Below are 16,389 nucleotides of genomic sequence, written 5' to 3' on the forward strand. Positions count from 1 at the left end.
GAACACATGGCTTGGGGAAGCCTCCGCGGCGCGTGACTGCGATGTCGTGTCGGCGCTCGCGTCGGCATCAGATCACTGGGGAAAACAAAATCATGGGGAACAATCACGTTCTTGAGCGCGCCCGCTCCGCGGCCGCTGGTGTCGTCGTCGGCATCTTGGTCGTGGCGGGGCTGGTGTCGTTCGGGGGTGGAGCCGCCGTGGCGGCCGACGCTGCGCCGACGTTGCCGCCACTGCTGCAACGCGACGGTGACGTCGTCACATCCGACCCGATTCCAACGGTGCAGATCGACAACGGCTACGTCTGGGCACAGACCACCATCGGCTCCACCGTCTACGCCGTGGGCAAGTTCGACAACGCCCGCGAGCCCAAAGCCGCTCCGGGCACTGCCCTCACCGCGCGGTCGAACGTTCTCGCCTACGACATCAACACCGGGGCGCTGCTGCCGTTCGCACCGAAGGTCAACGGCGTCATCAAGGCCGTCGCCGCATCTCCCGACGGCAGCCGCATCTACATCGGCGGTTCGTTCAACAGTGTCAACGGGAAGGACCGTTGGAACATCGCCGCGATCGACGCGAAGACCGGCGAGCTGGTCGCCGGGTTCGTCCCGTCGATCGGCGGATCGGGCGTCTACGCTCTCACGACATCCGGAACCGCGGTCTACGCTGGCGGCCTGTTCGGCCAGGCCAACGGCACCGCACGGAAGAACCTCGCCGCGTTCAACACCGCGAACGGCGCGCTCCTGCCCTGGGCCCCGCAGACCGACCTGCAGGTGGATGCGATGGTGATGGACCCCGCCGGCAAGGACACCATCATCGGCGGACGGTTCTCGCAGATCAACGGCAACACCGAGATGCGTGGCAGCGGAGCCGTCGACAAGACCACCGGCACGCTGAACACCGCGTGGGAGCTGGCCAAGACGGTGAGGAACGGCGCCGGTAGCGGCATCTACGCCGGTAAAGCCGGAACCTTCAGCCTCACCACCGATGCCACCGGCGTCTACGGCACCGGGTGGGGCTATGCCGACGCTGCCACCGGCAACCTCGAAGGCACCTTCGCGGCCGAGGCCGGCACCGGCAAGGTCCGCTGGATCGCGGACTGCATCGGCGACCACTACGGCGTCTACTCGACCGGCAAGGTCGTCTACACCACGAGCCACACCCATACCTGCGAGACGTTGGGTCTCCACCCGGAACAGGCCCCGCGCGTGCACCGTTATTCCGAGGCATACACGGCCGATGCCCGGGGGACCCTCGCACCTCAGCCGGCGGCACCGGGCCGAAAGGACTGGGGCGGAACTCCCGCGCCTTCGCCGTATGCGTGGTCTCCCGACTGGGCGGTCGGTGTCACCACCGGACTCGGTCAGGCCGGGTTGTCGATCACCGGCACGGGCAACATGATCTCCATCGGAGGCGAGTTCCGCTCCGTCAACAACGGCCAGTTCGAGGGACTCGTGCGATTCTCGACCGCTCCTCCCGCCGGCCCCAAAGACGGCCCCCGCCTCTCCGGAGACAAGTGGCAGCCGACCGCGACGTCTCTCACCCCCGGTCGGGTGAAGGTGTCGATCCCGGCCAACTGGGACCGTGACGACCTCACGCTCACCTATGAGCTGCGCCGCGCCGGTTCGACCACTCCTCTGCTCACCACGAAGGTGGACTCCACCTGGTGGAACCTGCCCGCCGTCAGCTTCGAGGACACGACGGCTCCGGCCGGCTCGCAGCAGCAGTACACCTTCACCGCCACAGACGGCAACGGCAACACCGTCTCGAGCAAGACGGCGACCGTGACGGTGGCCGACCCGACGCCACCGTATTCCAACGCGGTGCTCGCCGATGAACCCCAGCTCTACTACCCGCTGGGAACCATCGGCCAGGACGTTGCCGGCGCGAACAGCCCGATCTTCCGTGCAGGGGCGAAGCTCTTGCCGTCGGGAACGTCGAAGGGCACGGGCGCGACGGCCCTCGACGGCACCGAGACCGGACGCGTCGACACCACCACGAAGATGCCCGCACCTTCCGCGTACTCCGCCGAGATGTGGTTCCAGACGTCGACGACAAGCGGCGGACTGCTGTTCGATTTCGAGAGCTCAGCAGCGGGCTTCTCGAAGAACTACGACCGCAACGTCTACATGTCGAACGACGGACGCCTGAACTTCGGGGTGTACAGCGACGGCACGAGAGTCATCACGACCAAGGCTGCGTACAACGACAACCAGTGGCACCAGGTCGTGGCGTCCGTCAGCCCCGAGGGGATGAAGCTCTTCGTCGACGGCCAACTCAACGATCAGATCACCGGTGTGACCAAGGGTCAGGCCTACGAGGGCTTCTGGAAGATCGGCAGCGGCAAGCTGGTCAACTGGCCGAACATCCCGACGTCGGTGTCCCTCACCGGCAACGTCAACCAGTTCGCCATCTACCCGTACGGGCTGAGCGCCGGGCAGGTGAAGACGCACTTCTGGGTCGCCAAGGGCTCCACGGCGCCCGTCGCGGCGTACACGGCGACCCCGGTCGGGCTCGCTGTGGCATTCGACGCGAGCACGTCGGTCCCGCCGGCATCCGCTACTGTCGCGGCGTACCGCTGGGACTTCGGCGACGGGACGACGGGTACGGGCAAGACGCCCTCGCACACGTATGCGGCGCCCGGCACGTACCAGGTCAAGCTCACGATCACCGACAGCCAAGGGCTCGTGGGGTCGGTCAAGAAGCCGGTGGTCGTGCAGGGAGCCAATGCGCTGCCCACCGCGTCTTTCACCCTCTCCTCATCGGGTCTCACCTCCTCGGCTGACGCAGCGGCATCGACCGACACCGACGGCACCATCAGCAGCTACAGCTGGAACTGGGGCGATGGCACGACCAGTGCGGGTGCGGTCGCCAGCCACGCCTACTCGACGGCGGGGACACGTACGGTCACCCTCACCGTGACCGACGACGTGGGCGGCTCGGCGACCACGACCCGCGAATCCGTCGTGGCGGAACCCGCGCCGCTCGCGGGTGACGACTTCGAGCAGGCATCCAGCCGAGGCTGGGGGAACGCGGTCGCGGGCGGCGCCTGGACGATCGCGGGCGGTTCGCAGGCGGCGGCCACGGTCGCCGACGGCTTCGGACGGTTGAACCTGGCCGCGGGCGACACCCGACACGCCACGCTGAACGCGACGTCGGTCCCGAGCCCGACTCTGGAGACGACCTTCCGCGTCGATCAGGGGGCCACCACCGGTGGTGCGTACATCGGAGTCATCGCACGCGACTCCGCCGCCGGACGCTATCTCGTCCGCGCATGGCTCCGTCCCGACGGAACCATCTGGCTCGTCGCCCACCGTGACGGAACCGTCCTGGCCACCCGAGCCGTCTCGGGTCTCGCCTTCGCGGCGAACACCTCGTACACCCTCAAGGTCACGGTGACGGGCACCGCGCAGGCGTCCATCAACGCGAAGATCTGGGCGACCGGGGCGACGGAACCGGCCGATTGGCAGCTCAAGGCGTCGGATGCGACGCCCCTGCAGCCCGCGGGCGGGGTGGGCCTGAGCGGCAACCGCTCCGGCAGCTCGACCGCGGCACTCGGCGTGGCCTTCGACACGTTCCGCGTCACCGCAGCCGAGTAGCGCCCGGGGACGGGCATCGTCCCTCACCATGATTCAGCCGACCTCGGCACTCGAGGTCCGCTGAATCGTATCCGGAGGATCCCCGGATAGGATGTTCAGCGCTTCGTCCTGCCGCTTCGGGGACCAGAATTCCCCGCGCTGAGCAGTGGTCGATCGGTAAGGGGGTTGGACGTGACACATCCGTCGGCACCCGCGGCGACCGAGCTCGGGTCCTCGACCACCACCGCCAGCACGGCCGACAGCGCCGCCGCCCTCCTCCGGTCCAACCGCCGTCGTCGCAGCGTCCGCCGCTGGGTCGCGATCGGGACGATTCCGCTCACCCTCGCCGCGCTCCTGTTCGTGGGCAAGCTGCTGAGCATGTACGCCTTCGCACATCAGGCCATCACCGCCTACGTGGTGGACGACTTCGCCGGGTCGGAGGCATCCGCACGCGGACAAGACCTCCTGAACTGGTTCGAGCCGTACAAGGCACCGTTCAACATCGGCACCGCGCTCGGTGCGGCGGAGCAGCTGCCGGAGGCGCGGGCCGAGCTCGAAAGGGCACTCGACCTCGCCACCGGACTGGAGGTATGCGGGGTACGGATCAATCTCGCCCTGGTGGTCGAGCGCATGGGTGACGCCGCACGCGCGGACGGCGACGGCGCGGGCGCTGCTGCGCTCTACGGCGAGGCGCTCACGATCACGGTCGAGACGCCGGAGGAGTGCCGCAGCGAAGAGGCCCGGCAGCAGTCGTCCGACCCGCAGCGCGACATGGCCGATTCTCTCGACGGCACCGCCGATCGTCTCAAGCAGAAGCAGCAGGAGGAGCAGCAGCCGTCACCCCAGCCGCAACCGGGGGAGAAGGAGCAGCCGTCGGAGGACAAGCTGAAGGGCCTGCAGGACAAGCTCGAGCAGGGGACGCAGGAACGCGATCAGCAACAGGGCGACGACCAGGGCGGTTCGGAGACGGACAAGCCGTGGTGAGCGATCACGAGAGGCAGCGTGCGCGCTACATCGCGGGCACCGAGGGCGCTCCACCCGTGCCCCCACCCGGCGGCTACCGAGGAGCGCGGCGCGATGCGTTCGGATCCGCACCGCGCCCGAACGTCGCGACGATCGCCCCGGCGGAAGAGCCGAGGAAGCCGGCGAACGCCCTCGGATGGATCGCCCTCACCACCTCCATCCTCTTCGCGCTGATCCTGCTCGGGACGCTGATCGCCGGCGGCACCGACCTGCTCTACGGCGTCACGATGCTCGCCCTGCAGCTCGTCGTGGTCGCGGTCATCGCGGCCGCCCTGTTCTCGGCACGCGGACGGAAGCTGGGGGCGATCGCGCTCGTCGTGGCGATCCTGTTCAACGTCGCCACCGTGGGCGGCATGAGTGCCCTGCAGACCTCAGCCTCCGGCAACTACGAGGGTACGAAGACGGCCGCGCAGAAGCACGCGGAGGCCTATCCCGCGATCAAGGGCACCGACCCCCAGCAGACCCTCTCGCAGCAGTCGCTCGAAGAGGTGCGTGCGCAGGCCGAGACCATGTTCGCCGACATCCGCACGCGACTCACCGACGAGTTCGGCTACACCTGGGTGCAGGTGGGCGACGACGACCTGCGTCCGGAGCGCAACGGCTACGGCGGCGAGTCGATGCTCGTCGAATTCACCTCCGCGGCGTGGGCGACGAACGAACCGATCCAGGATGACGAGCGCAAGCTCGACGTGATGCGTGTCATCAACGAGGTCGTCGTCGAGCACGGACTGTGGGACCTCTACTCCTTCAACGATCCCTCGGTCTCGGGAATCGACCCCGCGATGATCGCGAAGCTCTACGGCAGCGACGACCCGCGCACGCAGACGACGTGGGAGTACTACACCGAGAACTTCCCCGATCCGCTGCGTTTCTACGCCACCATCAACGACCTCTCGAACGATCGGGACGGCGGATTCCTGGCCGCCCGCGAGGCACAGAACGCCCGCACCGGCGAACCCCTCGAAGGCCTGCAGCTGACCGTGATCGCCAGCGGAGTACTGAGCGAAGCCGATCGCGAGGAGTTCCAGACGAAGCTGCAGGAGTACCCCGGCTTCGAGTGAGACGGCGCCGGAGCGGTGCCGGTGCCGTGGGCCGCGCGTCAGGGGCCGAGCGTCAGCAGCATCCGGGCCAGCACGTAGCGGGCGTGGCCGCGGGAGGTGCGCGGGTCGTAGCCCAGAGTCTCCACCAGCACCGTCAGACGCTCCTGCACACTGGAATGGTGGCGGCCGAGACGCGTGGCGGCGGCGCGCACGCTCTGCTCTTCGGCGACCGCGTCGAGGACCTCCCGACTACGGGCGTCGAGGGCCGCGAGCGCGGCGGCATCCGGGTGCAACGGGCTCGACTCGGCGGCGTCGGCGATGAGAAGCAGCGCTCCGAGGTCGGCCGCATCGACCACCGGCTCGCCCGGACTCGTCAGACGCACGGCGACGAGAGCCGATGCCCACGACTGGGGAAGCTGGTCTCCCTCTCCGGCGAGACCGACGCCCAACCGCAGAGCAGCGGTCTCGGGCCAGACTTCTCGCACGTCCGTCTGCGTGTCGATGATCGTCGCGCGCGTGAGTCCGTGCCGGGTGGCGACCACAGCCGAGGGGTGCGTCGGCAACGGTGCGGGCTCCGGGGGTGACGCGACCAGTCGCAGCATGCTCGCGGAGAGCCGGAGCCGCGGCAGCGCAGCCGCCCGCTCCTCGGCACCGGCGTAGGAACTGATGGCGAGTTCGACCGCGCTCTCGGGGCCGACCGTGCGTCGCGCCCGGATGATGCCGAGGGCGAGGCTGAGCCGCTCCAGGATCATCGCGTCGTTCGAATGCGCATCGCCCTCCCGCTCGATCCAGGCGACGGCATCCGGCCCGCTCTCCCGGACGGGCCAGGACGGGGACGGCTCGACGGGATCGATGCGCACCCCATCTGCCCGCACGCGCACGATGTGCCGGCCGTCGCGCTGGCCGACGGTCGCACCGCTCAGCACCGCCGCACCCCGCAGCATGCTCTCCACACCCACGGAGCGGGCGACGAGGGCATCGAAGTAGCTGACGACTTTGAGCGTCTCGCTGGCATCCGGGTCGAGGGCGGTGAGACGCCCCAGCAGATCTTGCATGTCGGCTCCATCGCGCGGGGATTCCACCCTACGGGGTCGGCGCGCGGCCCCGGAGGGTGGAATCCGGACTCAGGAGAGCAGGCGGTTCACCCAGTTGTCCCGCGCGGCGAGCATGGCCTGAGCGACGGCGGCGTGCGGGGCGAACATGTCGAAGCCGTGGAAGCCGCCGGCCCACACGTGCAGCTCGGCCTGGACCCCGGCTTCCCAGAGCTTCGTGGCATAGGCGACATCCTCGTCGCGGAACACCTCTGCGCTGCCGCAATCGATGAACGCCGGGGGCAGTCCGCTCAGATCGGTCGCCCGCGCGGGAGCGGCATAGATCGAGACGTCGTCGGTACCCTTGCGGTCGCCGAGCAACGCCGTCCATCCGGTCACGTTCGACCCGCGATCCCAGACCCCGATCCCGTCGATCTGCCGGGTGGACACCGACTCGTCTCGGTCGTCGAGCATCGGGTAGATGAGCAGCTGGCCGATCAGCTCGGGGCCCTTCCGGTCACGGGCGAGCAGCGCGGTGCCCGCAGCCAGGCCTCCCCCGGCGCTGCCGCCGCCGATCAGCAGGCGCGACAGGTCGATCCCGAGCTCCTCGGCATGCTCGGCGGTCCACAGCAGACCCGCGTAGCAATCCTCCACCGGATAAGGGTCGGGGAACTCGGGGGCGAGCCGATACTCGACCGTGACGATCACGCCGTCGTAGCGCTCCGCCCAGTCGAGGAAGCCGACCACACCGAGCCAGCGGTTGCCGATGATCATGCCGCCACCGTGGGTGTGGAAGAAGCCCGGACCGGTGCCGGTCCGGCCCTCCTTCTCGATCACGGACAGGACGATCTCGCCTCCGTCGTATCCGGCGATCGTGACGTCACGGCGTGTGAAGCCGCGGTCGTCGAGCACGGTGAAGATCTCCTGGTCGCCGCTCACCGGCGACTGGCGCATCAGCGGGATCATCTCGGGCGTCAGGGTCGACGGCAGCTGGTCGCCGACGAGAGCGAGAGCAGCCTCGAGCTCGGGATCGAACGGCGGTCGCGCCAGGGTCGTGTCAGTCATCGGAACTCCTTTGTCCTCGGCCACCATCGCGGCGGTGTTCCGCCAGCCTCCCGCACGCCGCTCCCGAGAGTAACCCGCCAGCGCGGGCGGATCCGACGCCTCCGATCCGCCGGATGGCGGGCTGTTCCGCTCCGGCGTCGCACGACTCCCTTGATGGCGCGTGTCGCGCTGGATAGCCTGGCGCCAAAAGGAAGGGATGCGCGCATGATTCGAGCACTCGACGAGCAGCAGTCCTACGAACTGCTGTCCACCACCACGATCGGCCGGATCGGCTTCGTCCATGAGGACCGGGTGCAGATCCTTCCCGTGAACTTCGCGGTCTCCGGTCACGACCTGCTTCTTCGCACCGCGCCGGACGGCGTGTTGGCCGCCCTGACCTCCGAGCCGCTCCCGGTCGCGTTCGAGGTGGACTACCACGACCCCCTCGGCAACACGGCATGGAGCGTGCTGCTGCATGGTCCCCTCTCGCGGGTCCCCGACGACGAAGCGGCCGGTGATGCCGCGCGCGTGCATCCGTGGGCGGGGGAGGATCGGAGCCTTCCGCTGTCGTTCCGCATCGAGAGCATCACCGGCCGTACCGTGCGACGGGACCAGTTCCGCGGCGCGGACTGAGCGCCGTCTCCGGGTGATCTCCGTCGTCGCTCAGGATGCGAGGGCCAGGCCGGCGGCGAGCGCGAAGCCCAAGACGGTCGCGAGTCCCGTCGATTCCTTGGCTTTGGACTGCGCCTCGGGGATCATCGAATCGACCAGCATCACGAGCAGGGCGCCGGCGGCGAAACCACTCGCCGCCGAACGGAACTCATCGCCGGTGATGCTCGCGAGACCGAAGCCCGCGACAGTCGCGGCCGCGCAGAGCACCGCGACACCCGCCCAGAGCAGCAGCACCCGCGATTTCGCCATGCCGCCTTCGAGCAGGTCGGCAGCCGAGCCGATCGATTCGGGCAGGTTCGAGACCAGGATGGCGACCACGAGCGCGATGCTGACCGGTTCCCCGGAGGCGAGACCGATGCCGAGCACCAGCTGCTCCGGGATGCCGTCGAGCAGAGCGCCGACGGCGAGCTGCCCCCCGCCCGCCTGCTCCTTGGTCTTCGCGGCCCTGGCGTCGAGGATGCGGTCGGCGATGTAGTAGCTGATCGCTCCCGCCGCGACACCGACCACGAGGGGGACAGGACCGGCGAGATCGAGCCCCTCCTCCCACAGCTCGAAGGCGATCGACGCCATGAGCGCGCCGGCGCCGAAGCCCAGCACGATGCCGAACCAGCGCGGCGGCCACGTGCGCAGCAGTGCGAGCACCGCACCGATGAACAGCGGCGCCGCCGCGACCACACCCCACAGGACTGCTTCGCCCATGTCCGACCTCCGTGCGCCTACTCTCCCACCTCCGAGCCCGCCATCCGGGTCGACCCACCCGTCTCCAGAAAGGGGCGCTAATAGGATGACCACAGCGGGAGCGGCGGGCGACCCAGCGAGGCGGCGATGAGCGACAGGCCGGTCGAGGTTCTGCGCATCCCTGCTTTCGCACTCTTCTGGTCATCGTCGACGCTCGGCGCGTTCACGGGCGCCGTGACCGCCTTCGCGTTCGGTCGGCGTGGTGGTGTTCGTCGTGGCTGCACTGATCGTGCTCTTCTCCCCACTGCGCCTGGCACGCCATGAAGATGTCGTTCAGTCGGAGTAGTCGGCGTTCGGGGTGACGAACGTCGCCGTGTACTCCTCGGTGCAGGGCGTCAGGACATAAACCTTGCCCCAACCCCAGCCCATGAGCATCGGATCGTCCTGGCTCAGGCGCGTCTGCCGTTCACCCGCCTCGATGACGACCCACCCCGCATCGTCCGTCCGCCAGCTGGCCTTCCCGACGACCGGGGTCACGTCGCCATCGAGGCACACCCGCCCGTCGTCGAGTTCCCGTTCCTCGGTGCCGAGCATCAGCGCCGAGACCTCCGCTGATCCGTCTTCCTTGAGTGTGAAACCTGCGAGTTCCGAGGCCTCTTCGAAGCCGTGATACGTCGCGGGGAACGACAGGTGCGCCGCCATGTCCTGCCGCGCGAGCGTCGACCTGCGGAAGGCTTGGACCGCCAGGACGAGAAGCACGACCAGTATCGCGGCGAGAAGCGCACCTCCCGCAATCAACCACCATCCACGCGACCTTGCTCTCTGCATGGCCACAATGTAGCGGCGGATCCTGAACGAGGACACCGATATGAAGCACCCGCCTCGCCCCCCGTTCTGTGCCATTCGAATGGTATTCTCATGGCATGAAGGCAACCATGGACAAGGCAGGACGGATCGTCATCCCCGCTGCGCTCCGCGAGCGCGTCGGATTGATCCCTGGTCCTATCGATCTCATCCTCGACGGCAACGGCATCCGCATCGAGATCGATGCCCCGGACAACCTCATCGAGAAGGACGGGCGTCTCGTCGTCGCGTCGTCCGGCATGGCGATCACACCCGACGACATCCGCGAGTTGCGCCTTGCCGACCAGCGCTGACTTGCTCCTCGATACGAGCGCGGCGCTCGCGCTCCTCGTGGAAGACAACACCGCGCACATCGCGGTCCAGAGCGCCTGCACCGGTGCAATCCTCGGCCTTGCCGGCCACGCCTCAGCAGAGACATACTCCGTGCTGACGCGCCTGCCGGGCCCCAATCGCCTGACCCCTCTGGCAGCGGCGAACGCGATCCGGGCTGCATTCCCCCGATCGATCTCACTCTCGGAAGAGGACGCGCGCACCGCCGTCGACGTTCTCGCCGATGCTGGAATCGCCGGCGGAGCGGTCTACGACGGCCTGGTCGCGTTGTGCGCCAGGGCCGCCGGGGTGACGCTCGTCACATGCGATCGCCGCGCGATAGGAACGTATGCGGCGCTAGGCGTCGATGTGCGCGTGATCTGACGCAGCACGGGGCGACACGCCGCCCGCCGATAGACTGGGAAGCATGTCCAAGGTCCTCCAGTCCCTGCCCGTCGGCGAGCGCGTCGGCATCGCCTTCTCCGGAGGACTCGACACCTCCGTCGCCGTCGCGTGGATGCGCGAGAAGGGCGCGGTTCCCTTCACGTATACCGGCGACCTCGGCCAGTACGACGAAGACGACATCGCCTCGATCCCCGGCCGCGCGCTCGAGTACGGCGCCGAGGCCTCGCGCCTGATCGACTGCAAGACCGCCCTGGTCGAAGAGGGCTTCGTCGCCCTCTCCTGCGGCGCCTTCCACATCCGCTCCGGCGGCAAGACCTACTTCAACACGACGCCCCTCGGCCGCGCGGTCACCGGCACCATGCTGGTACGCGCCATGAAGGAGGACGGCGTCGACATCTGGGGCGACGGCTCCACCTACAAGGGCAACGACATCGAGCGGTTCTACCGCTACGGCCTGCTCGCCAACCCGCGCCTGCGCATCTACAAGCCGTGGCTCGACGCCGACTTCGTCACCGAGCTGGGCGGCCGCAAGGAGATGAGCGACTGGCTCGTCGCCCGCGATTTCCCGTACCGCGACTCCGCCGAGAAGGCCTACTCGACCGACGCCAACATCTGGGGCGCGACGCACGAGGCCAAGACGCTCGAGCACCTCGACGTCTCGCTCGAGACCGTCGACCCGATCATGGGCGTGAAGTTCTGGGACCCGTCCGTCGCGATCGAGACCGAAGACGTCACCGTCACGTTCGAGGCCGGCCGCCCCGTCGCCATCAACGGTGTCGAGTACTCCGACCCGGTCGCCCTCGTCATGGAGGCGAACACGATCGGCGGTCGCCACGGCCTCGGCATGAGCGACCAGATCGAGAACCGCATCATCGAGGCGAAGTCGCGCGGCATCTACGAAGCTCCGGCCATGTCGCTGTTGTTCATCGCCTACGAGCGCCTGGTCAACGGCATCCTGAACGAAGACACCCTCGCGACCTACCACGAACAGGGTCGCCGCCTCGGCCGTCTGATGTACGAGGGCCGCTGGCTCGAGCCGCAGTCGCTCATGCTGCGCGAGTCGATCCAGCGCTGGGTCGGGCTCACCATCTCGGGCACGGTCACGATCCGCCTGCGCCGCGGCGACGACTGGACGATCCTCGACACCGTCTCGCCGAACCTCTCCTACGGCCCCGAGAAGCTGTCGATGGAGCGCGTCGGCGATGCGGCCTTCGGCCCGGTCGACCGCATCGGCCAGCTCACCATGCGCAACCTCGACATCGCCGACTCCCGCGCACGCCTCGAGCAGTACGCGGGTCTCGGTCTCGTGGGCGGTGCGACCGGCGAGCTCGTCGGCCGCGTCACCGCCGGCGAGTCGAGCGAGATCACCGAGTCCGTCCACGGGTCGATCTCCGAAGCCGACGAGACACTGGCCGACGCCGTCGACTCGGCGTCCGAAGGCGCGGCCTTCGACTCCGGCACGGACTGACATATCGACCGACACCGATGCGCCGGCACCCTCGGGTGTCGGCGCATCGTGTATTCGGACCCCGTCCTGCCTCAGCGGTCTCCGACCTCCGTCCGGTCGATGATGCCGGGAAGCACCTCGTCGAACAGGGTCACGAGGGCCGCGCGCACCTGCGTCGCATCTCGGCAGACGATGGCGTCCCTGATCTCGAGGGTGGATCGCTCGCTCGCGGCCCAATCGAACCAGCCGGCGGCATGCTGCGTGAAGCGCCGGATCTGCGGCCCGAGCAGCTCGATCACGGACGCCCGCGTGGCATTGCCCTCGAGACGAGCGAAGCCGATGGCGATGGCACGCAGAGCCACGCCGTAGGCCAGGACGTCGCGCTCGACCGCCGCGTCGGACATGTCCTCCGTCAGGTCGACGAGGTAGCTGACGTCATCCTGTCGGACGAGCGGCATCGCATGCCGCACCGATCCGATCCAGATGTCGCCGAACAGCGCGATCGCGTCGCGGATCCGGTCCAGGTCGAGCGGCGCCACGCGCGTGAAGCGATTTCGCTGCATCTCGACGAGCCCCTGTTCCGCCAGGCGCGCCAGCGCATGACGCACGGGCGTCTTGGAGGTGCCCAGATCTTCCGCCAGGTCGGTATCGCGAAGGCGTTCCCCCGGTCGCAACTCACCGTCCACGATCGCATCTCGCAACCGCCGATAGACGTCCTCGCTCATCGTCCTGCGCTCGAGCGCCACATCGATGCCTGCCAAATCACACCCTCCCTCGACCACAGCGGGTCCCCCACCACTCGAAACGGTCGGCACGCGCGAACCGAACAACCCCCGTGTCCGGAACCGGTGCGATCCCCCGTGCGCGCCAGCGCGCAACGCGTAACATAACACAGCAGTCCTCGATCAGCGCTGTACGCCTGCCTGGGCGCTCTCCACGAATCCGCACGCCATACCTTGCACATTCATGTGCATGATCCCTATCGTGAACTCATGACCACCCGTGCACCTCGTCGCGACGCCGTCGAGAATCGCGCCGGCATCCTCTCCGCCGCCCGCGCGACCCTGGCGCTACACCCGCACGCCTCCGTCGACGTCATCGCGCGCAGCGCCGGGCTCTCGCGACGCACCCTGTACGGACACTTCGACGATCGCGATGCCCTCATCCGCGAACTCATCTCCACCGGCGCGCAGCGGTTCAACGCCATCGCCGCCTCGATCGACGACGCTGACGCCCGCCTCGCCCTCGCCCGCCTCGCCGCCCACCTCTGGCACGAAGCCGCGCACGTGCAGGTGGCCGCCGCCCTCGCCCTCGATGAGACGCACGTCGAACACACCGCCACCGCGCTCGCTCCCCTGCGCCGCACTGTGGCAGCGCTCGTGCGCCGGGGACAGGACGACGGCAGCTTCCGCACCGACCTCGCCGCCCCCACCCTCGCTCGCCTCATCGAAGAGATGGCGCGCACGGTCATCTCCCGCACGGATGCGGCCAGCACGGGGGCCGCCGACCTCGCCGTGCGGACGGTGCTGAGCATGGCCGGACTCTCCTGGCGCGAAGCGGACGAGCTGCTCGCATCGCACCCCGACCTCGCCGCATCCGCGGCAGCCCCGACGGAACCCCCGAACACCCCGGAGGACCGGGCATGAGAATCTCTCTGCACGACGTGAGCAAGGGCCGCAACGGCCAAGCACTCCCGGCGATCTCGCTCGAGTTCCACACCGGCTCGGTGCGCTTCGCCCTGGCCGAGACGGAGCAGCGACCGACGGTGCTCGGACTCATCGCGAGCGGTCGCATGCGCCCCGACACCGGCCACGTGAGCATCGACGCCGCCGACGATCCGAAGGCACTGCGTCGTCGCGTGGCTCTGGTCGACGCCCCCGCCGTCAGCGACCCGCACCCCGACGTCGCCCTCGTCGGTGTCGTGGAGGAAGAGCTCATGTTCGCCGGACTCGGCGCCACTCCGCTGCACGCACGACGCTGGCTCGCGCGGCTCGGCTATACCGAGCTGGCCGGCGTGCCGTTCGGCTCCATCGATCCCGCCGCACGCGTGCGCATCCTGTGTGAACTCGCGGTGCTCCGATCCGGCGTCGAGGGCATCGTGCTCGTGTCGCCCGACCGCCACGGAGGAAGCCCCGACGGCTGGTGGCGCATCGCGAGCGAGTTCGCGGACCGCGGCTACGCGATGCTCGTGATCATCGGAGGCTCAGCAGCCATCGCCCTGGAGCGGATGCAGGAGTTCGACGCGATCAACGCCTCCGGGCCTGTCGACCCGCTCGCGATCGACGAGCCCGCATCTCCCGCCGCCGACGAGACGCCCGCCACGAGTGAGAACGGAGATGCGCGATGAAGGTTCCCGCCATGATCGCCGCCGAGCTGCGGCGACTCACCGCGAGCCGTATGGGCATCATCGCCCTGGTCGCGTTGATCTGCGTCCCGATCCTCTACGGCGGTCTCTACCTCTGGGCGAACCAGGATCCGTACGCGAAGTTCCCCGAGGTCCCTGTCGCGCTCGTGGTCGACGACGAAGGCGCCCCCGCGCCCACCACCGGCACCGAACCCGCGACCGGCGAGACCGTGAACTACGGCGAGGACGTGGCCGAGAACCTCATCAAGGGCAACGCCTTCGACTGGCAGCTGATGTCGGCCGACGAAGCCTCCGAAGCCCTGAAACACGGCACTGTGGACTTCACCGTGACGATCCCGGCCGACTTCTCCTCCGCCCTCACCTCAGCCGCGGGAAGCGACCCGCACCAGGCGCGCATCGACCTCGAGACCAACGACGCGAACAACTACCTCGCTTCATCGATGGGCACGCAGGCCGTGGAGAAGATCCGCAGCTCGGTCGCCCAGATGGTCGGCAGCCAGGCCGCAGAGCGCCTGCTCACCGGCCTCAGCGACGTGCGCGACAGGCTGATCACGGCGACGGACGGCGCCACGCAGCTCACCGACGGCGCCGGCACCGCCGCTTCCGGCAGCTCCACGCTCGCCGAAGGCACCGCGAAGCTCGCCGACGGAACGGCGCAACTGGCCACGGGGGCGCAGAGCCTCGCGAACGGCGCACAACAGGTGAGCGCGGGCAACCGTCAGCTCGCCGATGTCGCCGACCGTGCAGGATCCGCGGTGCAGCAGGCCGCGAACGCCCTGCCGCAGGTGCGCACCGACATCGCGAACACCCTGACGCAGCAGGGCCTCACGCCCGACGAGATCGACCAGGTGCTCGCCACGCTCGATCCGCTCGGCGCTCGCCTGCAGGAGGGGAACACTCAGGTGCAGGCCGCGGTCGGCAAGGTCGACCAGCTCGCCGCCGGTGCCGCCTCCCTCGCCTCGGGCGCCTCGGAACTCGCCACCGGTGCCGGCGCGGTCGCCACGGGTGCCTCCGCCGCGAACGACGGTGCCTCTCAGCTGCGCGATGGACTCGCCACGCTCGCCTCCGGCACGGCCGAGCTGCGCGACGGGCTGTCCCAGGGCGTCGACGCGATTCCCGCCTCCACCCCCGACCTGCGCTCGCTTCAGGCCGACACGATCGCCGACCCGGTCAAGGTGTCGAGCGACAAGGTCGCCTCCGCCGAGGACTACGGTGCCGGACTCGCCCCCTTCTTCGCCGCGCTCTCCGCCTGGATCGGCATCTACGCCCTCTTCCTGATCGTGAAGCCCATCTCCCGGCGCGCCATCACCGCACTGCACTCCCCCATCCGCATCACGCTGGCCGGCTGGCTGACCCCGGCGATGCTCGGTGCCGTGCAGATGCTCGGGTTGATGGGCATCCTCGCCATCACGCTCGGCTTCACCTTCGACCATCCGCTCGGCACGCTCGGCATCATGGTCTTCGCGTCGGCGACCTTCGCGGCGATCATCCTCGCCCTGAACGTCTGGCTCGGATCGGTCGGGCAGTTCCTCGGCCTGGTTCTGATGGTGCTGCAACTGGTCACCGCGGGCGGCACGTTCCCGTGGCAGACGCTGCCCGCTCCCCTCGCCGCCCTGCATCACGTGCTGCCGCTGGGTTACGTCGTCGATGCGATGCGACAGCTGATGTACGGCGGCGACTTCGCGCGTGCCGGCGGGGATCTGGCCGTGCTCGGCGTGTGGCTCGTCGGCGCGCTGCTGTTCGCGATGATCGGGGTGACGCGGATGACACATCGGCGCACCCTGCGCGATCTGCAGCCGAGCCTGATCGGATGATCGACCCGGTGCTCGTCGTGGAACGCCTCGTGGCGAGCGCCGGTGCGGATATGATGCGAAGGCGCGGCCCTGAAACGCGCGCTGGGGCTCGGTGGAACTGAGTTCCACCTTTCTACCCGAAA

At 68.9% G+C, this 16,389-nt stretch carries 15 protein-coding genes; 10 read left to right on the forward strand and 5 right to left on the reverse strand.

All coding sequences use genetic code 11. The features are described from left to right. The first annotated feature begins 92 nt into the window (after positions 1–92). From GLO27_RS10930 to GLO27_RS10940, 3 genes are all read left to right on the forward strand, one after another. Positions 93–3,596 (forward strand): PKD domain-containing protein, encoded by a 3,504-nt coding sequence (locus GLO27_RS10930; protein ID WP_167254901.1) that lies wholly within the window; start codon positions 93–95, stop codon positions 3,594–3,596. A gap of 171 nt (positions 3,597–3,767) precedes the next feature. Continuing rightward, a complete protein-coding gene (locus GLO27_RS10935; RefSeq protein ID WP_167254903.1) occupies positions 3,768–4,559 on the forward strand; it encodes a hypothetical protein in 792 nt (263 codons plus the stop codon). Next, positions 4,556–5,659, forward strand: a complete 1,104-nt coding sequence (locus tag GLO27_RS10940) for a DUF4064 domain-containing protein (protein ID WP_243844826.1) — start codon at positions 4,556–4,558, stop codon at positions 5,657–5,659. The genes GLO27_RS10935 and GLO27_RS10940 overlap by 4 nt, the downstream gene beginning before the upstream one ends. A 38-nt stretch (positions 5,660–5,697) precedes the next feature. On the opposite strand, the gene GLO27_RS10945 is transcribed toward GLO27_RS10940, so the two are convergent. Then, positions 5,698–6,693 (reverse strand): hypothetical protein, encoded by a 996-nt coding sequence (locus GLO27_RS10945; RefSeq protein ID WP_167254906.1) that lies wholly within the window; start codon positions 6,691–6,693, stop codon positions 5,698–5,700. Positions 6,694–6,762: 69 nt separating this feature from the next. Then, complete coding sequence (locus tag GLO27_RS10950; protein WP_021200092.1) at positions 6,763–7,734, reverse strand: alpha/beta hydrolase; 972 nt, start codon at positions 7,732–7,734, stop codon at positions 6,763–6,765. Between the two features lie 204 nt (positions 7,735–7,938). Here GLO27_RS10950 and GLO27_RS10955 point away from each other — a divergent pair, with 204 nt between their 5' ends. After that, positions 7,939–8,346 (forward strand): pyridoxamine 5'-phosphate oxidase family protein, encoded by a 408-nt coding sequence (locus GLO27_RS10955; protein WP_021200091.1) that lies wholly within the window; start codon positions 7,939–7,941, stop codon positions 8,344–8,346. A gap of 30 nt (positions 8,347–8,376) precedes the next feature. On the opposite strand, the gene GLO27_RS10960 is transcribed toward GLO27_RS10955, so the two are convergent. Next, positions 8,377–9,084 carry a hypothetical protein gene (locus tag GLO27_RS10960; RefSeq protein ID WP_167254908.1) on the reverse strand — a complete coding sequence of 236 codons (708 nt, stop codon included), beginning with the start codon at positions 9,082–9,084 and terminating at the stop codon, positions 8,377–8,379. A 312-nt stretch (positions 9,085–9,396) separates the two neighbouring features. Continuing rightward, positions 9,397–9,891: a hypothetical protein gene (locus GLO27_RS10965; RefSeq protein ID WP_152525896.1), complete on the reverse strand. Its 495-nt coding sequence runs from the start codon at positions 9,889–9,891 to the stop codon at positions 9,397–9,399. Positions 9,892–9,986: 95 nt separating this feature from the next. On the opposite strand from GLO27_RS10965, the gene GLO27_RS10970 reads away from it, so the two are divergent. The 3 genes from GLO27_RS10970 to argG are packed head-to-tail and all read left to right on the forward strand — an operon-like array spanning position 9,987 to position 12,109. After that, entirely contained in the window at positions 9,987–10,220 is a 234-nt protein-coding gene (locus tag GLO27_RS10970; RefSeq protein WP_029260826.1) for a hypothetical protein, read from the forward strand. Beyond that, positions 10,204–10,620 carry a PIN domain-containing protein gene (locus tag GLO27_RS10975; protein ID WP_021200086.1) on the forward strand — a complete coding sequence of 139 codons (417 nt, stop codon included), beginning with the start codon at positions 10,204–10,206 and terminating at the stop codon, positions 10,618–10,620. Before GLO27_RS10970 ends, GLO27_RS10975 begins: the two co-directional genes overlap by 17 nt. Positions 10,621–10,663: 43 nt before the next feature. Continuing rightward, the gene (gene argG, locus GLO27_RS10980; RefSeq protein ID WP_021200085.1) at positions 10,664–12,109 is read left to right on the forward strand and encodes an argininosuccinate synthase; all 1,446 of its coding nucleotides are present in this window, start codon (positions 10,664–10,666) and stop codon (positions 12,107–12,109) included. 71 nt (positions 12,110–12,180) lie between these two features. On the opposite strand, the gene GLO27_RS10985 is transcribed toward argG, so the two are convergent. After that, complete coding sequence (locus tag GLO27_RS10985; RefSeq protein WP_021200084.1) at positions 12,181–12,849, reverse strand: GntR family transcriptional regulator; 669 nt, start codon at positions 12,847–12,849, stop codon at positions 12,181–12,183. A gap of 231 nt (positions 12,850–13,080) precedes the next feature. Here GLO27_RS10985 and GLO27_RS10990 point away from each other — a divergent pair, with 231 nt between their 5' ends. From GLO27_RS10990 to GLO27_RS11000, 3 genes are read left to right on the forward strand one after another with little or no spacing between them, the layout of a single operon-like run. Further along, positions 13,081–13,734: a TetR/AcrR family transcriptional regulator gene (locus GLO27_RS10990; protein ID WP_167254910.1), complete on the forward strand. Its 654-nt coding sequence runs from the start codon at positions 13,081–13,083 to the stop codon at positions 13,732–13,734. Then, a complete protein-coding gene (locus GLO27_RS10995) occupies positions 13,731–14,435 on the forward strand; it encodes a hypothetical protein (protein WP_208323773.1) in 705 nt (234 codons plus the stop codon). The genes GLO27_RS10990 and GLO27_RS10995 overlap by 4 nt, the downstream gene beginning before the upstream one ends. Then, on the forward strand, positions 14,432–16,267 hold the full coding sequence (locus GLO27_RS11000; protein WP_167254911.1) for a YhgE/Pip family protein: 1,836 nt from the start codon (positions 14,432–14,434) through the stop codon (positions 16,265–16,267). Before GLO27_RS10995 ends, GLO27_RS11000 begins: the two co-directional genes overlap by 4 nt. The last annotated feature ends 122 nt before the right edge of the window (positions 16,268–16,389 follow it).

The organism is Microbacterium sp. Be9 (assembly GCF_011754135.1).
In the GTDB taxonomy this organism is placed as follows: Bacteria; Actinomycetota; Actinomycetes; order Actinomycetales; family Microbacteriaceae; genus Microbacterium; species Microbacterium maritypicum_A.

What these genes read in the sequence shown, in the direction of transcription:
- GLO27_RS10930 (WP_167254901.1), top strand. Translation starts at nt 93, where the DNA reads ATGGGGAACAATCACGTTCTTGAGCGCGCCCGCTCCGCGGCCGCTGGT.
- GLO27_RS10945 (WP_167254906.1), bottom strand. Translation starts at nt 6,693, where the DNA reads ATGCAAGATCTGCTGGGGCGTCTCACCGCCCTCGACCCGGATGCCAGC.
- GLO27_RS10950 (WP_021200092.1), bottom strand. Translation starts at nt 7,734, where the DNA reads ATGACTGACACGACCCTGGCGCGACCGCCGTTCGATCCCGAGCTCGAG.
- GLO27_RS10955 (WP_021200091.1), top strand. Translation starts at nt 7,939, where the DNA reads ATGATTCGAGCACTCGACGAGCAGCAGTCCTACGAACTGCTGTCCACC.
- GLO27_RS10960 (WP_167254908.1), bottom strand. Translation starts at nt 9,084, where the DNA reads ATGGGCGAAGCAGTCCTGTGGGGTGTGGTCGCGGCGGCGCCGCTGTTC.
- GLO27_RS10965 (WP_152525896.1), bottom strand. Translation starts at nt 9,891, where the DNA reads ATGCAGAGAGCAAGGTCGCGTGGATGGTGGTTGATTGCGGGAGGTGCG.
- GLO27_RS10970 (WP_029260826.1), top strand. Translation starts at nt 9,987, where the DNA reads ATGAAGGCAACCATGGACAAGGCAGGACGGATCGTCATCCCCGCTGCG.
- argG (WP_021200085.1), top strand. Translation starts at nt 10,664, where the DNA reads ATGTCCAAGGTCCTCCAGTCCCTGCCCGTCGGCGAGCGCGTCGGCATC.
- GLO27_RS10990 (WP_167254910.1), top strand. Translation starts at nt 13,081, where the DNA reads ATGACCACCCGTGCACCTCGTCGCGACGCCGTCGAGAATCGCGCCGGC.
- GLO27_RS10995 (WP_208323773.1), top strand. Translation starts at nt 13,731, where the DNA reads ATGAGAATCTCTCTGCACGACGTGAGCAAGGGCCGCAACGGCCAAGCA.
- GLO27_RS11000 (WP_167254911.1), top strand. Translation starts at nt 14,432, where the DNA reads ATGAAGGTTCCCGCCATGATCGCCGCCGAGCTGCGGCGACTCACCGCG.